The following is a 16425-nucleotide window of genomic DNA, read 5'->3' on the forward strand; positions in this document are numbered from 1 at the left end:
GCACGGCTTCTCGACGTGAGGAACCCGTGCACTCGGCGAGAACCCGTGCACTCGGCGGTACGGGGGCTAGGGAGTGGGGAGGCCGACGAGCTCGGCGCTGCGCTGCCAGAGGGCCTCGGCGAGGGCGGCGTCGTCCACCTGCGGGTTCACCTTCGTGGTGAGCACGCGCTCGTCGTAGTAGGCGCCCGAGAACCAGGTCTGGTCGGGGGTTCCCTCGATGAACCAGCGCAGCGTCGCGCCACCCTTGTCCGCGCCGATGAGCACGAGATGTCTCAGAGGCGTGCGGTAGAGCAGCCGCATCACGCTCGACGAGTCCGCCGCGAAGTTGGTCTGCACGGTGCCGGGGTGGAAGGCGACGGCGCTCAGCCCCTCGGCGTGGAACTTCGTGTGCAGACTCTTGGCGAAGAGGACGTTGGCGAGCTTCGCATCCCCGTAGGCCTTGTTCGGACTGAACCGGCGGGTGTTGTCGAGGTCGTCGACATCGAGGTGCCCGAACAGGCGATGGGCGATGCTCGACGTGTTGATGACCGCAGCTCCGGCCCGCAGCAGCCGCGGAAGCAGCAGGTTCGTGAGCAGGAACGGTGCCAGGTGGTTGACCTGCATGGTCTTCTCGAAGCCGTCGACGGTCGGAGTGCGATCGCCGAAGATGCCGCCCGCGTTGTTGGCCAGCACGTCGATGCCGGTGTCCCCCACGGCGTCGGCGATCTTCCCGGCCAGTGCTCGCACGTCGTCGAGCCGGGCGAAGTCGGCGGTGAACCACTCGGCTCCCGTCTCCTCGGCGACCGCGCGGGTCTTCTCGGCGGAGCGGCCGACCAGGATGAGGCGGTGGGCGGGGCCGGCGAGCTGTCGCGCGGCGGCGGCGCCGATCCCGTCGGAGGCTCCGGTGAGGACGATGGTCTTCGGTGTCATGGTGCGGCTCACTCGTCCGAGACGGACGGCGTGATGCGCTGCACGGCCCTGGTGACATGCTCGGCGATCACGGTGCGTGCCCGTTCGGGGTCGCCGCTCGCGATCGCATCGACGATCTGCTGGTGGCTGCGCACGTGCTCTTCCTGCTCCGCCGGATCGAGCGCGGAGTTGGCTGCCTGGATGAAGCCCGTGATGCGACCGCGCAGCTGGCCGCTCACCTCGTCGAGGAAACGGTGCTCGGCGAGGTCGGCGAGCGTCTCGTGAAAGAGGCGATCCTGGCGCAGCACCTCGGCGATGTCGCCCGGGGCGGCATCGGCCATGGACTGGATGATGGCCCCGAGCCGAGCAGCGGATTCCTCGTTCCACCGTTCCTGCACGCGGATGGCCATGAACTGCTCGAGCACGATCCGCAGGCTGGAGATCTCCTCGAGGTCCTGTGCGCTGAGCTGAGCGACGCGCGCCCCACGGCGCGGTTCCCGAGTGATGAGGCGCTCTTCCGCCAGCCGGGTCAGGGCCTCGCGCACGGGGATGTGGCTGACCCCGAGTCGATCGGCGAGCTTGCGTTCGACCAGGCGCTCGCCGGGGGCGAGTTCTCCCGAATGGATGGCCGTGCGGAGTTCGTCTGCCACCTGTTCGGCGATGTTCTGATCCGAGACGCTGCGCATTCGGTTGCCCTCCTCGATGCGCGGTGCCGTCTCGTCGAGCGGGCGCGCAATCGTTCGATCGATGCTATGGCATTTCGTCGATGGGTGGACACGGCGCCTGATTTGCTAGATGCTATAGCAAGCCCATCCACCGATGACGAAGGAGTTGTCATGTCCGGGACCCGAACCGCCCCCGATACGCGCACACCCGATGAGGTCGGAGCCTCCGCCATGAAGAAGGCCATCTGGCGCCTCGGCCCGTTCCTCGGGCTGCTGTACCTCGTGGCCTACATGGACCGCAACAACGCGGGGTTCGCCAAGCTCGAGATGACGGCCGCGCTGCAGATCACCGAGGCGGCCTTCGGATTCGCCGCCGGGATCTTCTTCATCGGGTACCTGCTGTTCGAGGTGCCGAGCAACCTCCTGCTCGAACGATTCGGCGCCCGCAAGTGGATCGCCCGCATCATGGTCTCCTGGGGGCTCGTCGCCGCCCTCACCGCGTTCGTGCAGGATGCGACGCAGTTCGCGATCGCGCGGTTCATCCTGGGCATCGCCGAAGCCGGCTTCTTCCCTGGCGTGCTCCTCTACCTCACACTCTGGTTCCCCCGGCAGTACCGCACCCAGGTGCTGGTCGTGTTCGTGCTGTCGAACCCGATCGCGAACGCGGTCGCCGCACCGCTGTCGGGCTGGATGCTCGAACTCCACGGGATGTGGGGGCTCGACGGCTGGCAGCTGGTCTTCCTGCTGCAGGGCATCCCCGCCGTGCTCCTCGCCTTCGTGGTCTTCTTCTGGCTGCCCGATCGTCCGCAGGACGCGCGCTGGCTCGACAGGACGGAGCAGCGCTGGATCACCGACACCCTGGCCGCCGAGACCGCGGCGACCGAGCAGAAGCACGGGCGTCTGCGCCTGCGCGAGGTGTTCAGCAACGGGCGTCTGTGGACCCTGATCGTGCTGTTCTTCGGCGTCGTCTTCGGTGCGTACGGGCTGGGCATGTGGCTGCCGACGATCGTGAAGAGCATGGGCGACTTCTCCAACACCACCACGGGCTGGCTCGTCGCGCTGCCGAACCTGTGCGCGGCGCTGGTCATGCTGCCATGGGAGCGTGCCGCCAGGAAGCAGGGCAACATCCCGCTGCAGATCGGCATCACGCTGTCGATCACCGCTCTGTCGCTCATGGCAGCGGTCGCGGCGCAGGGCACGCCCGTGCTCGCGCTCGCCGCCCTGTGCGTCGGCATGTCGGCGCTGTTCTCGACGACGCCGCTGTTCTGGAGCCTGCCGCCCATGGTGCTCACGGGAACGGCGGCCGCGGCCGGACTCGCGTTCATCAACTCCGTCGGCAACCTCGCCGGTTTCGCGGGGCCGTACGCGATCGGGTGGATCAGCGAGACCACGGGTTCCGCGATCTGGGGCCTGTTGCTGATCTCCGGACTCACATTGCTCGGGGCGACCATCGCGTTCGTGCTGAGCCGGCGCGCGGACTTCACGGTTCCCGCCGAGGTGCTGCTGGCCGAGAAGAAGCTGTCATGACCGCGCGGACTCCCCTGGTGCCGGAGGAGAGCGTGCGCTCCTCGAGTCGCCGTGCCCTCATGGCAGGACTCGGTGCGGTCGCACTCGGGGCGGCGGGCTCCCTCGCCGTGACGGCGCCCGCGCAAGCGGCCCCCGTCGTGGCAGGTGCGAAAGATCTCACGCGCGCGGACGCCGTCGCCGAGCTGTCCCGCCTCCGAGCTCGCGACGGTGAGGTCGCGATCGTCGCGGGGTACCGCACGCCGGGCGACGCCGGGCTGCTCGTCTACGTCGGCGCCGAGAACGCGAACATCGAAGCGAACGGCGGCACGGTCATCGCCGGCAAGCGGGGAAGCCGCTGGCTGCTGCAGCACGACGGCACCGTCGACTTCCGGGTCTTCGGCATCACGGGACCGGAGGAACCGGCAGACGATGCGCTCGCGGCGATGGTGAACGATCCCCGCATCCGCCGGATCGAGGCGAGCACCGACCTGCTGTTCCAGCGTCGGCATCGGTTCAGCCGGTCCTACCTCGAGATCGACTTCGGCGGACACGTCATCACGACCGACGGCATCGAGCCGAACAGTCACGACAACCCGTTCGGGGCCGTGATGTTCTTCACGGGGGTGTCGAAGGACATCATGGTCGAGCATGCGCTGGCCGAGGCCTGGCCAGAGCTGACCGACGCGGTCGCCGTGCCGGATGCGTCCCGGTTCCCCGTCGACTCGTGGTGGGCGGTGCAGTGCGACCCCGTCGCCGGGGGAGGGGCGGATGAGCGCGAGCTGCAGCGGTTCGTGCAGGTGACGCAGCAGATCGACGGCACCCACATCCGCATCGACTACCTCAACGGATGGCCGCTCGACAAGGGGCGGAAGCTGATCTGGCGGCAGATGGATCCTGTGGCGGGCGTACGCATCGCGAACATGCGGTTCCTCGGTGCCGGACCGTTCGACGGCCCGACCGACGGCTCGTTCCCCGACTCGCGCGAGCTCACCGGATCGCACCCGATCGCCTTCGAGTACGCGATCCACTGCGACGTCGCCGACGTGCACGCGAGCCGGACCTGGTGGCCCGTCATCATGCGGCGCTGGAACACGCATTTCACGACGGAACGCTGCTCGGTCGAGAACCCGCCGACGGTGTTCTACGGCGGTGCGGGGTACCTGACGCAGCAGATCTACAGCCTCTACGGCCGGGTGAGCGATTGCACGTCGTCGAACGCCCGGCACCTGAACGACCTCACCGCGAGCGCCTACTGCCTCGTCGAGAACTGTCATGGCGACGGCGACGACCAGGGCGGCAATCCCTTCACCACGCACGGCCAGTACGAGCACGACCTCACCTTCATCGGCAACTCAGGGCTGATGGACATCGCCAACTCCGGTGCGCAGTGGGGTACGGCCGCCAAGCGCATCACGGTGCGCGATCACGTCTGCTCCTGGTTCGTCGCCGGGACGAAGATCAGCGATCTGACGCTGGAGAACGTGCGCGTCATCGGCCGCTCGACCTTCGATCCGCAGGCGACGATGACCATCAACGCCGACGGTGCGCAGGTGCGCGGCTGCACGGCTGGACTTCTGGCGATCGGACAGCGGTCGCAACGCTCATCGCGGCCGACCGTCATCCAGGACTCCACCTTCGCACTGCCCAAGGATCAGGTGCTCGTCCAGACCCCGGTCACGGCTCCCGTCCGCTTCGTGGACTGCACGATCACCGGGATCGACGGGGTCAAGGCGCGAGGGTCTGGGCCGGTCGAGTTCGTGGACTGTCGTCTCAGCGGCCCGGCGGCCGGGGGCCCGTTCGAGGTCGGCGCATCGAAGGTGACGATCCGCGGCGGGGCGGTCCGGGACGTGCGCCTGAACGCGACCGCGGTGCGTGACCAGCTCGTGGCGGTGGACGGGGTCGAGCTCTCCACGGAGCGCGCGGACGGCGCTCTGCTGAGCAGGGCCGCGGGTGCCGGCGTCGTCACCTGGCGAGTGAGCGGGGTGACCTCGACGGTGCCCAAGGGCGCTGCCCACCTCGACATCGGGACGGGCGTCAACCACGCCCGCGTCACCGGCAGCCAGTTCGCCGGCGGACGACTGCGACTGGCGGACGGATTCGCCGAGCCGTCGACGCTGCTCTACAGCGACACCGTCGAGCGCGGCGTCGAGACCGCACTGCCGGAGGCCGGACCGCGCGTCGTCATCGCCGACGTGCTGACGAGCGCGTGACGGACGGCATCATGGATATCAGGGAGGACCACGCGTGAACGACACGGCAGCGGCGACGCACCTCGGAGACCGCATCCGCATCCCCCGCACGCAGGCGCGCATCGGCGTCGCCCGGCGCGACATCACGCCGCCCGTCGGCATCCGCGCCAAGAACTGGGGACCGGCCGACTGGGAGCGCTCCGAGGGGGCGCACCGGCCGTTCGAGTTGACCGCGCTCGCGGTGGTGGCCGCGGACGGGCGGCCGCGGGTGCTGCTCGCCGTCGACGGCACGTGGTGGCGCCGGGTCGCCGATGAGCAGGGCGTGCGCGGTGCCATCCTCGACGGTCTGGGCCTCGAGTCCGATCAGCTGATGCTCTCCCTCTCGCACACCCATGCCGGGGCCGTGCTCTGCGCCGCGGACGCGCATCTGCCGGGCGGGGAGCTCATCCCCGGGTACCTGGAGGCGCTGTCCGCGGCGGGTATCGCCGCCGGGCGGGAGGCGCTGGAGACCGCGCGACCCGGACTGATCGAGTGGACCACGGGCACCTGCACCCTTGCGGCGGAGCGCGAGCTCGACCTCGACGGCCGCGCGCTCGTGGGCTACAACCCCCGGGGAGCCGCCGACGACACGGTGACCATCGGCCGGATCAGCATCGGCGGAGAAGTGCGCGCGACGCTGGTGAACTACGCCTGCCATCCGACCACCCTGGCCTGGCAGCACCGCGAGGTGTCCCCGGACTACGTCGGCGCCATGCGCGAGATCGTGGAGGCGGCCACCGGTGCACCGTGCCTGTTCGTGCAGGGGGCCTCGGGCGAGCTGGCCCCTCGGGAGCAGTACACAGGCGACGTCGCGGTGGCCGACCGGCACGGACGCTCGCTCGGGCACGCGGTGCTCGCCGCGCTGGACGGCTTGCCTGTGCCGGGCGAGGAGCTGACGCTGGACCGTGTCGTCGAGTCGGGGGCTCCGCTCGCGATCTGGACCGGGACCCCGGCGGACGGCGGCGGCGGGGCGGCGGGAGTCGTCTCGGCGGTCGAGCTGCCGCTGCGTGACCTGCCCACCCTGGACGAGCTCGCCGAGGAGTGGAAGGACATCGATCCGCGGTCCCGGGAGGAACGTCTCGGACGGGCACGGAACCTCCGCGACGGCTACATCGACGGCCCGACCGTGTCGCATCCGGTGTGGGCCTGGCGGCTCGGAGACGCCGTGATCGTGGGGCATCCGGGCGAGGCCTACTCGCGGCTGCAGACGACCCTCCGGGAGCGGTTCCCGGAGACGCCGATCGTGGTGATGAACCTCACGAACGGCCCGGGTTTCGTGTACCTCCCGACCCGCGAGGCCTACGACCGCGGCGCGTATCAGTCCTGGCAGACGCCCTTGGCTCCCGGCGCCCTGGAACTCCTGGAGTCCCACGCGGTGTCGGTGGTGGCCGGGTTGTTGGCCTAGCTCCGGTCGCGATATTCCACCTACTTCGAGGGTTTCGGCTGGAATATCGCGACGGGAGCGGCCGTAGACTGCTATAGCAAACGTACGACCGAGGAGAAGCACAGCATGAGTCAGGCACCCGTCGCCATCGTCACCGGAGGATCTGCCGGCATCGGCTGGGAGATCGGCCAGCGACTCTCCGCGGACGGCTACCTCGTCGTCGCGACCGACCGTGTCCCCGGGCTGACCGCGGGCGAGAACCCCGCCGGGATCCTGTGGCGCGAGCTGGACGTCACCGACCATGCCGGGGTCGACCGGGTCTTCGGTGAGATCGAGGCGGAGCTCGGGCCCATCGAGGTGCTCGTGAACAACGCCGGCATCCAGCGGCACCGCGGGATCGAGGACCTCACATGGGATGAGTGGTCCGCGGTCGTCGACGTGAACCTGCACGGGGTGTTCTCCGCTCTCCAGGCTGCCGGGAAGCGGATGCTCGACCGTGGTGAGGGCCGCATCGTCAACATCTCCTCCATCTCCTCGCGCGGCTCCGCGGGGCGGGCGCCGTATGCCACGACCAAGGCCGCCGTCATCGGACTCACCTCCACGGCGGGAGCGGAGTGGGCGTCGCGGGGCGTGCGCGTCAACGCGGTCGCGCCGGGTTACGTCGACACGGGCGTCTTCCGTCAGGGGGTCGAGCAGGGGACGCTGAGCCTGGACACGATCCTGTCCCGCATCCCCGCGAAGCGCCTGGCCGACGCCAGCGAGATCGCGGCGGCCGTGAGCTTCCTCGTCTCCGACCAGTCGCGCTACATGAACGGGCAGACGCTCTATGTCGACGGTGGCTTCATGGTGGACTACGGCGTGCCCCTGGCGAAGAAGCCCGAATGAGCACGATCGCGCGCATCGACACGGCCACCGCCGTGCTGCCGCTCCCTGCACCGCTGCAGCTCGGCGCGATGACGGTCGCGCGGCGCGAGTACTCCGCCGTGCAGGCGACGGCCGACGACGGCACGACCGGGGTGGCGTATTGCCTTTCGCGGGAGGCGCCGATGGCCGAGATCGTCGACCGTCTCGTCGCCCCGCATGCGGTGGGTGCGGATGCCGACGACCCCGCGGCGACGTGGGAGCGGATGCTGCGCGGGAGCGCCATCGTCGGCCGGGTGGGCTTGGTGCGGCGCGCCATCGGCCTGGTCGACATCGCCCTGTGGGACATCGCCGCACGTCGCGCCGATGTGCCGCTGTGGAAGGTGCTCGGCACCGGTGATGCTCCGCGGGAGTCGATGCTGGTCGCCGCGTACCCGTCTGCGGATCGGGCGCCTCGGGAGGTCGCCGACGAGGTTCTCGGCCAGGCTGCCGGGTGGACGACCGTGAAGATCTCCCGCATTCCGGATCCGGCATACATGCGCGAAATCCTGGCGATTCTGAACGCTGAGCTCCCCGCTGACACCGGGCTGGTCGTCGATGTGGGCTTCGGCTGGCCGGATGCCCCCGCCGCGCTCGCGGAGATCGCACAGTGGGGCGATCCGCAACTCGCGTGGCTCGAAGACCCCCTGCTGCCGGAGGACGCAGCAGGTGTGGCACGCATCCGCCGGGACTCGGGCTTGGCGGTCGCCGTCGGCGATGAGGTCACCGATCCCGCGGTGCTGAAGGCGCTGGTCGAGGTCGGTGGTGTCGAGGCGCTGCGGCTCGACGTCGTGGCGATCGGCGGCGTGACCCCCGCCCGCGAGATGATCGCATGGGCCGCCGAGCGCGGCGTCCCCGTCTCCGGGCATGTGTATCCCGAGGTCACCGCACACCTCGGCATCGGCGTGGAGACGTTCGCGCGAGGAGTCAATCCGTACGATCCGGCTCCGTCGTTCATCCTCGGTGGTCCGACGTTCGAAGGCCTGGTGCGTCCGTCGGGTGCGGCGGGCCTCGGGTTCGCACTCGACCCCGCCGTCTTCCGATTCGAGAGGGGATGACATGACGGAATCCGCACGCAGCGTCGTTGTGACGGGGAGTGGCAAGGGCATCGGCCGGGCGATCGCCGAACGCCTCACCGCCGACGGATGGATCGTCGTCGGGCTCGAGCGGTCCCCCGGTTCGGGAACAGTCGAAGACGGCATCGTGGCCGAGGTGGTGCTCGGTGACGCATCGGATCGCGCGACGCACGAGCGCGCGGCTGCTGCTGCCCGCGCCAGAGCCCCGCTCGCCGGCTGGGTCAACAACGCCGGCATCACGAAACGGACGCCTCTGCACGAGCTCGACGAGTCCGTGGTGCGCGAGGTGCTCGACATCAACGGCTTCGGCTACATCTGGGGCTGCGCGACCGCCGTCTCCGCATTCGTCGACCAGGAAGTGGCCGGCGCGATCGTCAACATCGGCTCGATCCACGGACGAGCGAGCTTCACCGACCACGCCGCGTACGAGTTCACCAAGGGCGGCATCGACGCCCTCACCCGCAGCGTGGCCGTGTCGTATGGCGCTCTGGGCATACGTGCCAACACCGTCGCTCCCGGTGGCGTGCGCACCCCGCATCTCGAGGCGCAGATCGCCCGCGCTGCTGACCCCGCTGCCGAGGAACGTGCCCTCGCGGAGGGGCCTCCCATGGGCCGGATCGCCCGGGCGGAAGAGGTGGCCGCGCTCACGGCGTTCCTGCTCTCCGATGAGGCGCCGTACCTGTCGGGGCAGTCGATCGCGGTCGACGGCGCATGGACCGCATCCTTCGGCGACATCACCATCGACCCGGGTCTGCGGGAGCGGTTCGAGGGCTGACGGGGCGCCGTCAACGCGCGAGAGGCGAAGTCATCTCCGGCGGTGCGCACCGGATTCATCCCTGTGTGCGGTCGATCACAGACCGCGTCTGGCTCGTCTTCTAGCTTCGGATAGTCCGTTCGAAGACAGGAGAACTGCAATGACCCCTCACACGTCCGCCTCCAGCCCCACCCCCGGTACCCACGTCGCGAGCTTCGGACAGCGGATCCTCGTCGGCGCCCTCGCGGGCATCGCCGGCGGCCTCGTCTTCGGGGCGATGATGGCGACGATGGGAATGCTGCCGATGCTCGCAGGGATGGTCGGCTCGACCTCGCCCTGGGTGGGGTTCGGGATCCACATGATGATCTCCGTGTTCTTCGGGGTCGTCTTCACCGCGGTCGGCGCCCGCTGGCTGCGTCGCTGGGGCATGGGCTTGGTCGCATCGGTGATCTACGGAATCGTGCTCTGGGTGCTCGGCCCACTCGTCGTGATGCCGATGATGATGGGCGCGCCGTTGTTCGCCGTCACTGCGGGGAGCATGATGTCCCTCATGGGACACGTGATCTACGCTCTGGCACTCGGTGCGGTCGCCGTGCCGATGCTGCGGCGGCGTTCGTGAGCGGCGAGGAACCTGCGGTGGAGGGCTTCGGGGGACCCGCCTCGTGGGCCCCGATCCGTCGCGGCTCCGAGGACCCCGACTTCTCAGAGGTGCCCCCAGACCCGTTCTCCTGTCTGCGTGAGGTGGATCTGTTCGCCGATCTGTCGCCGGCGGAGATGGACAGGATGGACCAGATGGCGCCTGCGACCCTGGTGCGCCGAGGGCAGCTGCTGTACAGCCAGACCGACACGGTCCGCTCGCTGTTCATCCTCAAGAGCGGACGGGTGCGCATCTTCCGTCTCGGAGAGGACGGCAAGGCCCTCACGCTGGCGATCCTCGAGCCGGGTTCGGTGTTCGGGGAGATGGTCCTCGTCGGCCAGCGCATGTACGACAGCTACGCAGAGGCGATCGATGATGTGCTGGTCTGCCGGCTCGGTACCGGTGACGTGGAACGGCTCCTGCTGGCCGATGTGCGGATCGCGGTGCGTGTGGCACGGATCCTCGGCGAACGCGTCGGGGAGCTCGAAGACCGCCTCACGGATCTCGCCCTGCGACCGCTCGTTTCCCGGGTCGCGGTGACGTTGCTGAACCTGGCGCGCTCGTCTCGAGGCTCCGGCCCGTTCGCGCGAGCCCCCGAGGTGCGGCTGACACACGAGCAGATCGCGGGAGTGATCGGTGCGACGCGCGAGGCTACGAGTCGCGTGCTCGGCGACTTCAGCGAGCGCGGCCTCGTGCGTCAGGGCCGGGGGCGCATTCTCATCACCGATCCGAGCGGTCTCCGCCGACTCGGCCATGAGACGATCTGACGCTCATGCGTCGTCACTCCGTCATCGCCCGCCTCGGCGGCTTCGAAGTCGCCCGCACCGAACGCGCTCTGAGCCTCGAGGGGAATTACTACGTCCCTGAGGAGGACTTGACGGCGGCACTGCGGCCCAGCGCGCTCACCACCCTCTGTATCTGGAAGGGGGTCGCGCGATATCGCCATCTCGAGCTGCACGGTCTGGCCCTTCCTGACGCGGCATGGACCTATCCGCTCCCCTCCCCGCTCGCGTGGCCGATTCGCGGCATGATCGCGTTCGTGCCCGGCCGCGGTCTCGTCATCAGCAGAGAGGAGGCCCCCGCGCCGCCGGCGGTCGACTCATCCGATTCAGCGTAGATATGCATCCACCATCAGCGCCCCGCGAATCACCCGCAGCTCATCGATGATCCTGGCGATGCTCTTCGCTCCGACGGAGGACAGCGCCAGGTCGTGCGGGCCGAGAGGCTCGAGCTTCCCGGTGCGGATGCGGATCACTTCCCACCCCACAGCACGCAGGGCGCGGTCCTTGCGCAGATCCGCGTCCTGCCGCTTGCCGACGTGCTCCAGGCCGTGTCGGCCGACCGTGTCGTACTCGATCGCGATCCGGAGCTCCGGCAGTACGATGTCCGGCCACACCTCGGTGTGGCGGAAGAACGGGCGCGACACCTTGACGGCGTTCACGGTGGTGTCGAACTCGATCGCGGCACCGAGTCCCGCCCGCAGGCGGCCTTCTGCGGCAGAGGCGGGCTTGGGCGCGCACTCACTCGCGAACGCGGTGCCCGAGGGCAGGTCGGGAGTCTTGGTGCAGAGCGCAGGCGCGGGTTGGCGGGGCTTGCGGGGGATGGCGCGAGCTTCCCCGAGTACAACCGGCTGCGGGCGGGCGCGCGCGGAGCAGTCCGGACACCACGCGGAACGGCGCCGGACGCGTCCAGGGCGTTCGCGCTGCTCGGTCGGTGTGGCGGCGAACCGATGGCCGACCGGGCACTCCCAGCACACGAGCACGTCGGCGGCGAGGGGGATCTGCGACAGCGCGATGCCGTGGTTCAGCTCGGGGTGGTACTGGCGGATCAGCTCGGGGTACGCGGCCCACCCGGCGCGATAGGTTCCCACCTCATACGGAATCGCGCGACCGCGGGAGAACTGCCGTCGCGCCCACCACTGCATCACCGGTTCCGGCACGCGCTGAACCTACCTGCCGGCACCGACACCGCACACAGCCGGCCGACACCGGCTCGGATGTCCCCGGTCCGTGCGACGATCCGCTCGTCGACAGGAGAGCAGGATGCGTGGGGAAGCGACCGTGCTGCACGCCGACCTCGATGCGTTCTACGCGTCGGTCGAGCAGCGCGACGCCCCGGAATTGCGCGGGCGACCCGTGATCGTGGGCGGCGGGGTCGTGCTGGCAGCGAGCTACGAGGCGAAGGCGCGCGGGGTGCGCACGGCGATGGGAGGCCGGCAGGCGCGCGAGCTCTGCCCCGATGCCGTCGTCGTCCCGCCGCGCATGGACGCATACTCCGCAGCGAGCAAGGACGTGTTCGCGATCTTCCGCGATACCACTCCGCTCGTCGAGGGGCTTTCGATCGACGAGGCCTTCCTCGAGGTCGGAGGTCTGCGGCGGATCGCCGGGAGCCCTGAGCAGATAGCCACTCGGCTGCGTGAGCGCGTGCGGGCGGAGGCGGGGCTCGCCATCTCGGTGGGCGTCGCGCGCACCAAGTTCCTCGCCAAGGTCGCGAGTGCCGTGAGCAAGCCGGACGGTCTGCTGGTCGTCGAGCCCGACCGCGAAGAGGAGTTCCTGCTTCCCCTTCCCGTGGAGCGGCTGTGGGGCGTGGGCGCGGTGACGGCCGAGAAGCTGCACCGATACGGCATCCGCACCGTCGGACAGCTCGCCGAGCTGGAGACCGCGACCGCCGAGAGGATGCTGGGCAAGGCGACGGGAGCCCACGTGCACGCGCTCGCTCGCCTGCGGGATCCGCGGCCCGTCGACACCACCCGGCGCCGCGGGTCGATCGGCTCCCAGCGCGCACTCGGCGCCCGCCCCCGATCCGCTGAGGAGATCGACCTCATCCTCACGCAGATCATCGATCGACTCGGTCGCCGTCTTCGCGACGGCGAGCGCGTGTGTCGCACTGTCGTACTGCGTCTGCGTTTCGGCGACTACGCGAAGGCGACTCGCTCCCGTTCGCTCCGCGCGCCGACCGACCGCACCGCCGTGCTGCTCACCTTGGCCCGTGCGTTGCTGGGCGCCGCGCAGCCCGAGATCACCGCGCGCGGCATCACCCTGATCGGCATCTCACTGTCGCAGCTCGACCACGCCGACCGCGTGCCGCCCGAGCTGCCGATCGACTGGGGCGACGAAGCGCGCCTCGACACCGTGCTCGACACCCTGCGCGACCGCTACGGCGCGGCCTCCGTCTCTCGAGCGGCCCAGCTGGGTCGTGATCCGGGTTGGTCGTCCCCGATCCTCCCCGAGCACGAATGAGCCGCACGACGCTCAGGCTTCTCGTGCCGGTCCGGTATCTTGAGCTCGACGGCGCCGAGCCGAAGAAGGGCGCAGCCGCAGATGAACGCACTCAGCCGGACGGGATGGGTCCTGGTCGTGCTCGTGCGCGGGCTTCTGCTTTGGGTGCTGATCCCCTTCGCCTTCCTCTCCTGGCTTCTCCTCCACTCGTGGGCGCAGAAGGCCTCGCGTCGACAGGCGCTGTGCTGGTATGACGCGCATCTGACCGTCGCGCTCGCGCGAGGTCCGTTCCGCCTGATGATCGCTCCCGACAATCGGCGCTTCGACCGGATTCCGAGGATGGCGACGGTGGAGCCCCGAAAGACCAGTCTCGTCGGCATGGACACCATCGAGGTCTTCGATCTGGTGTGAAGACGGCGCGCTCGGCGAGATGCCCCCCGCCTCAGGCCTTGAGCATCGACGCCCTGGCGATCAATCCGTCCACCACGTCGAAGGTAGCGATGGTCTCGGTGGCGACGCCGGCGTTGATGACCTGTTCCTGTGCGACGACCCATCGGGTGCCGAAGAGCACGCTGGTCTCGATCACGCACGACAGCTCGGGGTTCTGCAGCCGAGGCTCGTAGAACGCTCGGATCGCGGCTGAACCGACCACGGGTTCGGGGGAGACACCGGTGATCACGGCGTCCTCGGCATAGGTCGCGACGAACGCCTCCAAGTCGTGCGCGTTGAACGCTTCGAGCTGCGCCTGCACGGTGTCGAGGGCAGAGCGGTCCAGGGGTGCGTGGTCAGTCAATGCGAACTCCTCCGTTGACGTCGTAGGTGGCGCCGGTGATGAAGCGTGCTCGTTCTGAGGCGAGTGATGCGATGATCCAGGCCACGTCCTCCGGCTGCCCGAACGCGCCGAGGGGGATGCCCGATTCGAGCTTCTCGCGCCCCGCCCCCTGCAGCTGGTCGGTGATGGCGCTCGCGACCGGGCCGGGGGTCACGGCGTTGACGCGGATGCCCTCCGAAGCGAGGTGCCGGGCGAAGCTGCGCGTGATCGCCAGGATCGCCCCCTTGCTCGCGGCGTAGTGGATGCCGGTCTGCAGCGCGCCGACCTGGCCGGCGATCGAGGCGATGTTGATCACCGAGCGGTCGCCCTCCGCGGCCCGGAGCAGGGGGAGCGCGCCGCGGGTCAGGAAGAAGGTGCCGCGGGCGTTGGTCTCGAGCACCATGTCCCACTCGTCGAACTCGATGTCGTCGTAGGGGGTGTAGGGGCAGACTCCGCCGTTGTTGACGAGCACATGGAGCGATCCCCATGCGTTCGTGATCTCACCGACGAGCGCGTCGATCGACTCGCGCTCGCGCAGGTCGAGGCGCGACACGTGCACCTCGGGCGACCCTGCCGCCCGGCACTCCTCCGCGATGCGCAGCGCTTCGGCCTCGCGTCCGGCATACGTGATCCAGAGGGCAGCACCCTCGCGGGCGAGTTCGAGGGCGGCGGCGGTCCCGATGCCGGAACTCGCCCCCGTGATCAGAGCGCGACGAACAGTCATCCCTAAACGCTATAGCAAAAGCGGTGTCATCCGCGACTGCCCGCTCCGCCAGCGGATCCACCCGCGGTCGTCGCCGGCGAAGGCTGCGCCCGACGGAACGGTGCCGCGAGCGTCGGCAGGATGTGCCGACGGTGGACGATCAGGAACCCGGCGGCGATGATCAGCTGCACGGCGGAGAGCACGTAGCGGCCGCCGGTGTCGGTCACGAAGAACTGCACGAGGAAGATCGCTGCCAGGGCGAGGGCCGAGCCCAGGTGGAATCGGAGGGCGAGGAGGATCGCGACGCCCATCACGGTCTGGGTGCCGGTGAGCACGAACTCCTCGATCTGACGCGCATCGAGCGGCAGGTCGGACCCTCCGCCGCCGAAGAAGTGCGCGAGGGGGAGTGAACCGACCAGAAGGCTCCACTGGTTGACCTTCGACGCGATGAGGGTGGCGATCGCGGCGGCCCCCATTCCCCGGACGGCGAAGAGCACCGCGATGATGAATTCGGGCGCCTCCGAGGCGAGGGGCGCGAGCCACTGCACGAGGAAGAAGCTGTCGATCCCGAGCGCGGTTCCCGAGTCGACGAGACCTGTCGCGAACGGCTCGGCGCACGCGAGGATGATGCCCGCCGAGACGACGAACATCGAGATCACGGTGACCCGTCGGGCGCGGGTCGGCATGCCGGCGATGTGTGCGGCGGCTCCGACGAACTCCTCTTCGCGGTCCGCGCCTTCCGTGCGACCGGCCCGCCACAGGTAGGTGACGAACGCCCCGATGAGCACCAGGCCGAACCAGATCGGGATGTTCCCGAGCAGCGGGATGGCGAAAGCGAGGATCGCCAGCACCGCGAGGAAGCCGACGTCCAGGCGTGCGGTGACGGGGAGCTCGAGGGCGAGACGACGGGCTTCGCCGCGTCGTGTCCGGTTCGCGACGACGAGGGCGACGATCACGACGAGCGGCCACCCGAAGCCCAGGAGCAGCCGGTTCGATCCCGTCATGTTCGCGGCGGCGTACTGCGCGTACTCCGGGTCCGAGCCGGAGCGGAACGCGTAGTACAGGTCGACGGCGTACTCGGGGAGCACGGCGATGAGGGCGAGGATGGCGATCGCGAGGGCGCCGGAGATGTCCTTCTGCGCGGCCTCCGCGGCCCAGGCGAGCACGAAGCTGGCCGCCACGACCGCCGCCCCGAAGACGAAGAGGTCCAGTACGGGATTCGGATGGAAGCCCAGTGTCCGGAACACCAGGGCAGGGGTGGTGATCAGGAGGCACAGGGCGAGACGGCCGATCAGTGCGCGTGGCATGCGGGAACGGTCCTTTCGGTCGGGCGCGACCGAGGGAGGACAAGACAGAGCTCCGGCCGCGCGTGGGCCGAAGGTCTCGTTCATCCGGGAGACAGGGGCACCGGACGATCATCGTGAACGTCAGTATGTCGATGCGGCCTCAGGCTCTCGCGAGCCCGGAACTACTCCCCTTCGATCTCCCCAGTCTGGCGAACACTGCGGACTGTTCTCCTGCTCAGGCGGAAATTCAGAGGGTTTCGGGAACCCTCACTCGTGAACTCGCGGGCGCCCGAGCGGACGGCCCAGGATTTCGGATCAGCGAAAGGGGCGAAGATCGGTGCCGCGATGCGCGAATCTGCTAGATGCTAT

17 protein-coding genes are annotated in these 16425 nt (G+C 69.4%); 11 read left to right on the forward strand and 6 right to left on the reverse strand.

Going from position 1 to position 16425, the window contains the following annotated elements:
• Positions 1–66 precede the first annotated feature (66 nt).
• Together AB4070_RS13140 and AB4070_RS13145 are read right to left on the reverse strand one after the other, a co-directional pair.
• Complete coding sequence (locus AB4070_RS13140; protein WP_441980476.1) at positions 67–909, reverse strand: SDR family NAD(P)-dependent oxidoreductase; 843 nt, start codon at positions 907–909, stop codon at positions 67–69.
• 8 nt (positions 910–917) lie between these two features.
• Entirely contained in the window at positions 918–1574 is a 657-nt protein-coding gene (locus AB4070_RS13145; protein ID WP_378876160.1) for a GntR family transcriptional regulator, read from the reverse strand.
• Between the two features lie 150 nt (positions 1575–1724).
• On the opposite strand from AB4070_RS13145, the gene AB4070_RS13150 reads away from it, so the two are divergent.
• The 9 genes from AB4070_RS13150 to AB4070_RS13190 all read left to right on the forward strand — a co-directional run bounded on the left by AB4070_RS13150 (position 1725) and on the right by AB4070_RS13190 (position 11155).
• Positions 1725–3080: an MFS transporter gene (locus tag AB4070_RS13150; RefSeq protein ID WP_441980477.1), complete on the forward strand. Its 1356-nt coding sequence runs from the start codon at positions 1725–1727 to the stop codon at positions 3078–3080.
• Complete coding sequence (locus AB4070_RS13155) at positions 3077–5269, forward strand: peptidase C14 (RefSeq protein ID WP_441980478.1); 2193 nt, start codon at positions 3077–3079, stop codon at positions 5267–5269. The genes AB4070_RS13150 and AB4070_RS13155 overlap by 4 nt, the downstream gene beginning before the upstream one ends.
• A 34-nt stretch (positions 5270–5303) precedes the next feature.
• Positions 5304–6692 carry a hypothetical protein gene (locus tag AB4070_RS13160; protein ID WP_441980479.1) on the forward strand — a complete coding sequence of 463 codons (1389 nt, stop codon included), beginning with the start codon at positions 5304–5306 and terminating at the stop codon, positions 6690–6692.
• A gap of 105 nt (positions 6693–6797) precedes the next feature.
• Positions 6798–7556 carry an SDR family NAD(P)-dependent oxidoreductase gene (locus tag AB4070_RS13165; protein WP_441980480.1) on the forward strand — a complete coding sequence of 253 codons (759 nt, stop codon included), beginning with the start codon at positions 6798–6800 and terminating at the stop codon, positions 7554–7556.
• Positions 7553–8629, forward strand: a complete 1077-nt coding sequence (locus tag AB4070_RS13170; RefSeq protein ID WP_441980481.1) for a mandelate racemase/muconate lactonizing enzyme family protein — start codon at positions 7553–7555, stop codon at positions 8627–8629. Before AB4070_RS13165 ends, AB4070_RS13170 begins: the two co-directional genes overlap by 4 nt.
• Position 8630: 1 nt before the next feature.
• A complete protein-coding gene (locus AB4070_RS13175) occupies positions 8631–9422 on the forward strand; it encodes an SDR family NAD(P)-dependent oxidoreductase (protein WP_441980482.1) in 792 nt (263 codons plus the stop codon).
• A gap of 139 nt (positions 9423–9561) precedes the next feature.
• Entirely contained in the window at positions 9562–10020 is a 459-nt protein-coding gene (locus AB4070_RS13180; RefSeq protein ID WP_441980483.1) for a hypothetical protein, read from the forward strand.
• Positions 10017–10805: a Crp/Fnr family transcriptional regulator gene (locus AB4070_RS13185; protein WP_441980484.1), complete on the forward strand. Its 789-nt coding sequence runs from the start codon at positions 10017–10019 to the stop codon at positions 10803–10805. Before AB4070_RS13180 ends, AB4070_RS13185 begins: the two co-directional genes overlap by 4 nt.
• A 5-nt stretch (positions 10806–10810) precedes the next feature.
• On the forward strand, positions 10811–11155 hold the full coding sequence (locus AB4070_RS13190) for a DUF427 domain-containing protein (RefSeq protein ID WP_441980485.1): 345 nt from the start codon (positions 10811–10813) through the stop codon (positions 11153–11155).
• On the opposite strand, the gene AB4070_RS13195 is transcribed toward AB4070_RS13190, so the two are convergent.
• A complete protein-coding gene (locus tag AB4070_RS13195; protein WP_441980486.1) occupies positions 11147–11977 on the reverse strand; it encodes a zinc-ribbon domain-containing protein in 831 nt (276 codons plus the stop codon). The two genes, AB4070_RS13190 and AB4070_RS13195, sit on opposite strands and share 9 nt — an antisense overlap.
• Before the next feature lie 103 nt (positions 11978–12080).
• Between AB4070_RS13195 and dinB the strand changes: the two genes are divergently transcribed.
• On the forward strand, positions 12081–13277 hold the full coding sequence (gene dinB / locus AB4070_RS13200; RefSeq protein ID WP_441980487.1) for a DNA polymerase IV: 1197 nt from the start codon (positions 12081–12083) through the stop codon (positions 13275–13277).
• Between the two features lie 81 nt (positions 13278–13358).
• Positions 13359–13667 (forward strand): hypothetical protein, encoded by a 309-nt coding sequence (locus AB4070_RS13205; protein WP_441980488.1) that lies wholly within the window; start codon positions 13359–13361, stop codon positions 13665–13667.
• A 31-nt stretch (positions 13668–13698) separates the two neighbouring features.
• Here AB4070_RS13205 and AB4070_RS13210 read toward each other — a convergent pair whose 3' ends face one another.
• Genes AB4070_RS13210 through AB4070_RS13220 form a run of 3 tightly spaced genes read right to left on the reverse strand, consistent with a single transcriptional unit; the run spans position 13699 to position 16077 of the window.
• Positions 13699–14049, reverse strand: coding sequence for a nuclear transport factor 2 family protein (locus AB4070_RS13210; RefSeq protein WP_441980489.1), 351 nt, complete (start codon positions 14047–14049; stop codon positions 13699–13701).
• Positions 14042–14791 carry an SDR family NAD(P)-dependent oxidoreductase gene (locus AB4070_RS13215; protein ID WP_441980490.1) on the reverse strand — a complete coding sequence of 250 codons (750 nt, stop codon included), beginning with the start codon at positions 14789–14791 and terminating at the stop codon, positions 14042–14044. The genes AB4070_RS13210 and AB4070_RS13215 overlap by 8 nt, the downstream gene beginning before the upstream one ends.
• 26 nt (positions 14792–14817) lie before the next feature.
• Entirely contained in the window at positions 14818–16077 is a 1260-nt protein-coding gene (locus AB4070_RS13220) for a sodium:proton exchanger (protein ID WP_441980491.1), read from the reverse strand.
• Between the last annotated feature and the right edge of the window lie 348 nt (positions 16078–16425).

This window comes from Microbacterium sp. 2RAF4 (genome assembly GCF_052115285.1).
GTDB classification, from domain to species: domain Bacteria; phylum Actinomycetota; class Actinomycetes; order Actinomycetales; family Microbacteriaceae; genus Microbacterium; species Microbacterium oxydans.

What these genes read in the sequence shown, in the direction of transcription:
- AB4070_RS13140 (WP_441980476.1), bottom strand. Translation starts at nt 909, where the DNA reads ATGACACCGAAGACCATCGTCCTCACCGGAGCCTCCGACGGGATCGGC.
- AB4070_RS13150 (WP_441980477.1), top strand. Translation starts at nt 1,725, where the DNA reads ATGTCCGGGACCCGAACCGCCCCCGATACGCGCACACCCGATGAGGTC.
- AB4070_RS13180 (WP_441980483.1), top strand. Translation starts at nt 9,562, where the DNA reads ATGACCCCTCACACGTCCGCCTCCAGCCCCACCCCCGGTACCCACGTC.
- AB4070_RS13220 (WP_441980491.1), bottom strand. Translation starts at nt 16,077, where the DNA reads ATGCCACGCGCACTGATCGGCCGTCTCGCCCTGTGCCTCCTGATCACC.
- AB4070_RS13205 (WP_441980488.1), top strand. Translation starts at nt 13,359, where the DNA reads ATGAACGCACTCAGCCGGACGGGATGGGTCCTGGTCGTGCTCGTGCGC.
- AB4070_RS13190 (WP_441980485.1), top strand. Translation starts at nt 10,811, where the DNA reads ATGCGTCGTCACTCCGTCATCGCCCGCCTCGGCGGCTTCGAAGTCGCC.
- AB4070_RS13165 (WP_441980480.1), top strand. Translation starts at nt 6,798, where the DNA reads ATGAGTCAGGCACCCGTCGCCATCGTCACCGGAGGATCTGCCGGCATC.
- AB4070_RS13145 (WP_378876160.1), bottom strand. Translation starts at nt 1,574, where the DNA reads ATGCGCAGCGTCTCGGATCAGAACATCGCCGAACAGGTGGCAGACGAA.
- AB4070_RS13170 (WP_441980481.1), top strand. Translation starts at nt 7,553, where the DNA reads ATGAGCACGATCGCGCGCATCGACACGGCCACCGCCGTGCTGCCGCTC.
- AB4070_RS13215 (WP_441980490.1), bottom strand. Translation starts at nt 14,791, where the DNA reads ATGACTGTTCGTCGCGCTCTGATCACGGGGGCGAGTTCCGGCATCGGG.
- dinB (WP_441980487.1), top strand. Translation starts at nt 12,081, where the DNA reads ATGCGTGGGGAAGCGACCGTGCTGCACGCCGACCTCGATGCGTTCTAC.
- AB4070_RS13175 (WP_441980482.1), top strand. Translation starts at nt 8,631, where the DNA reads ATGACGGAATCCGCACGCAGCGTCGTTGTGACGGGGAGTGGCAAGGGC.
- AB4070_RS13155 (WP_441980478.1), top strand. Translation starts at nt 3,077, where the DNA reads ATGACCGCGCGGACTCCCCTGGTGCCGGAGGAGAGCGTGCGCTCCTCG.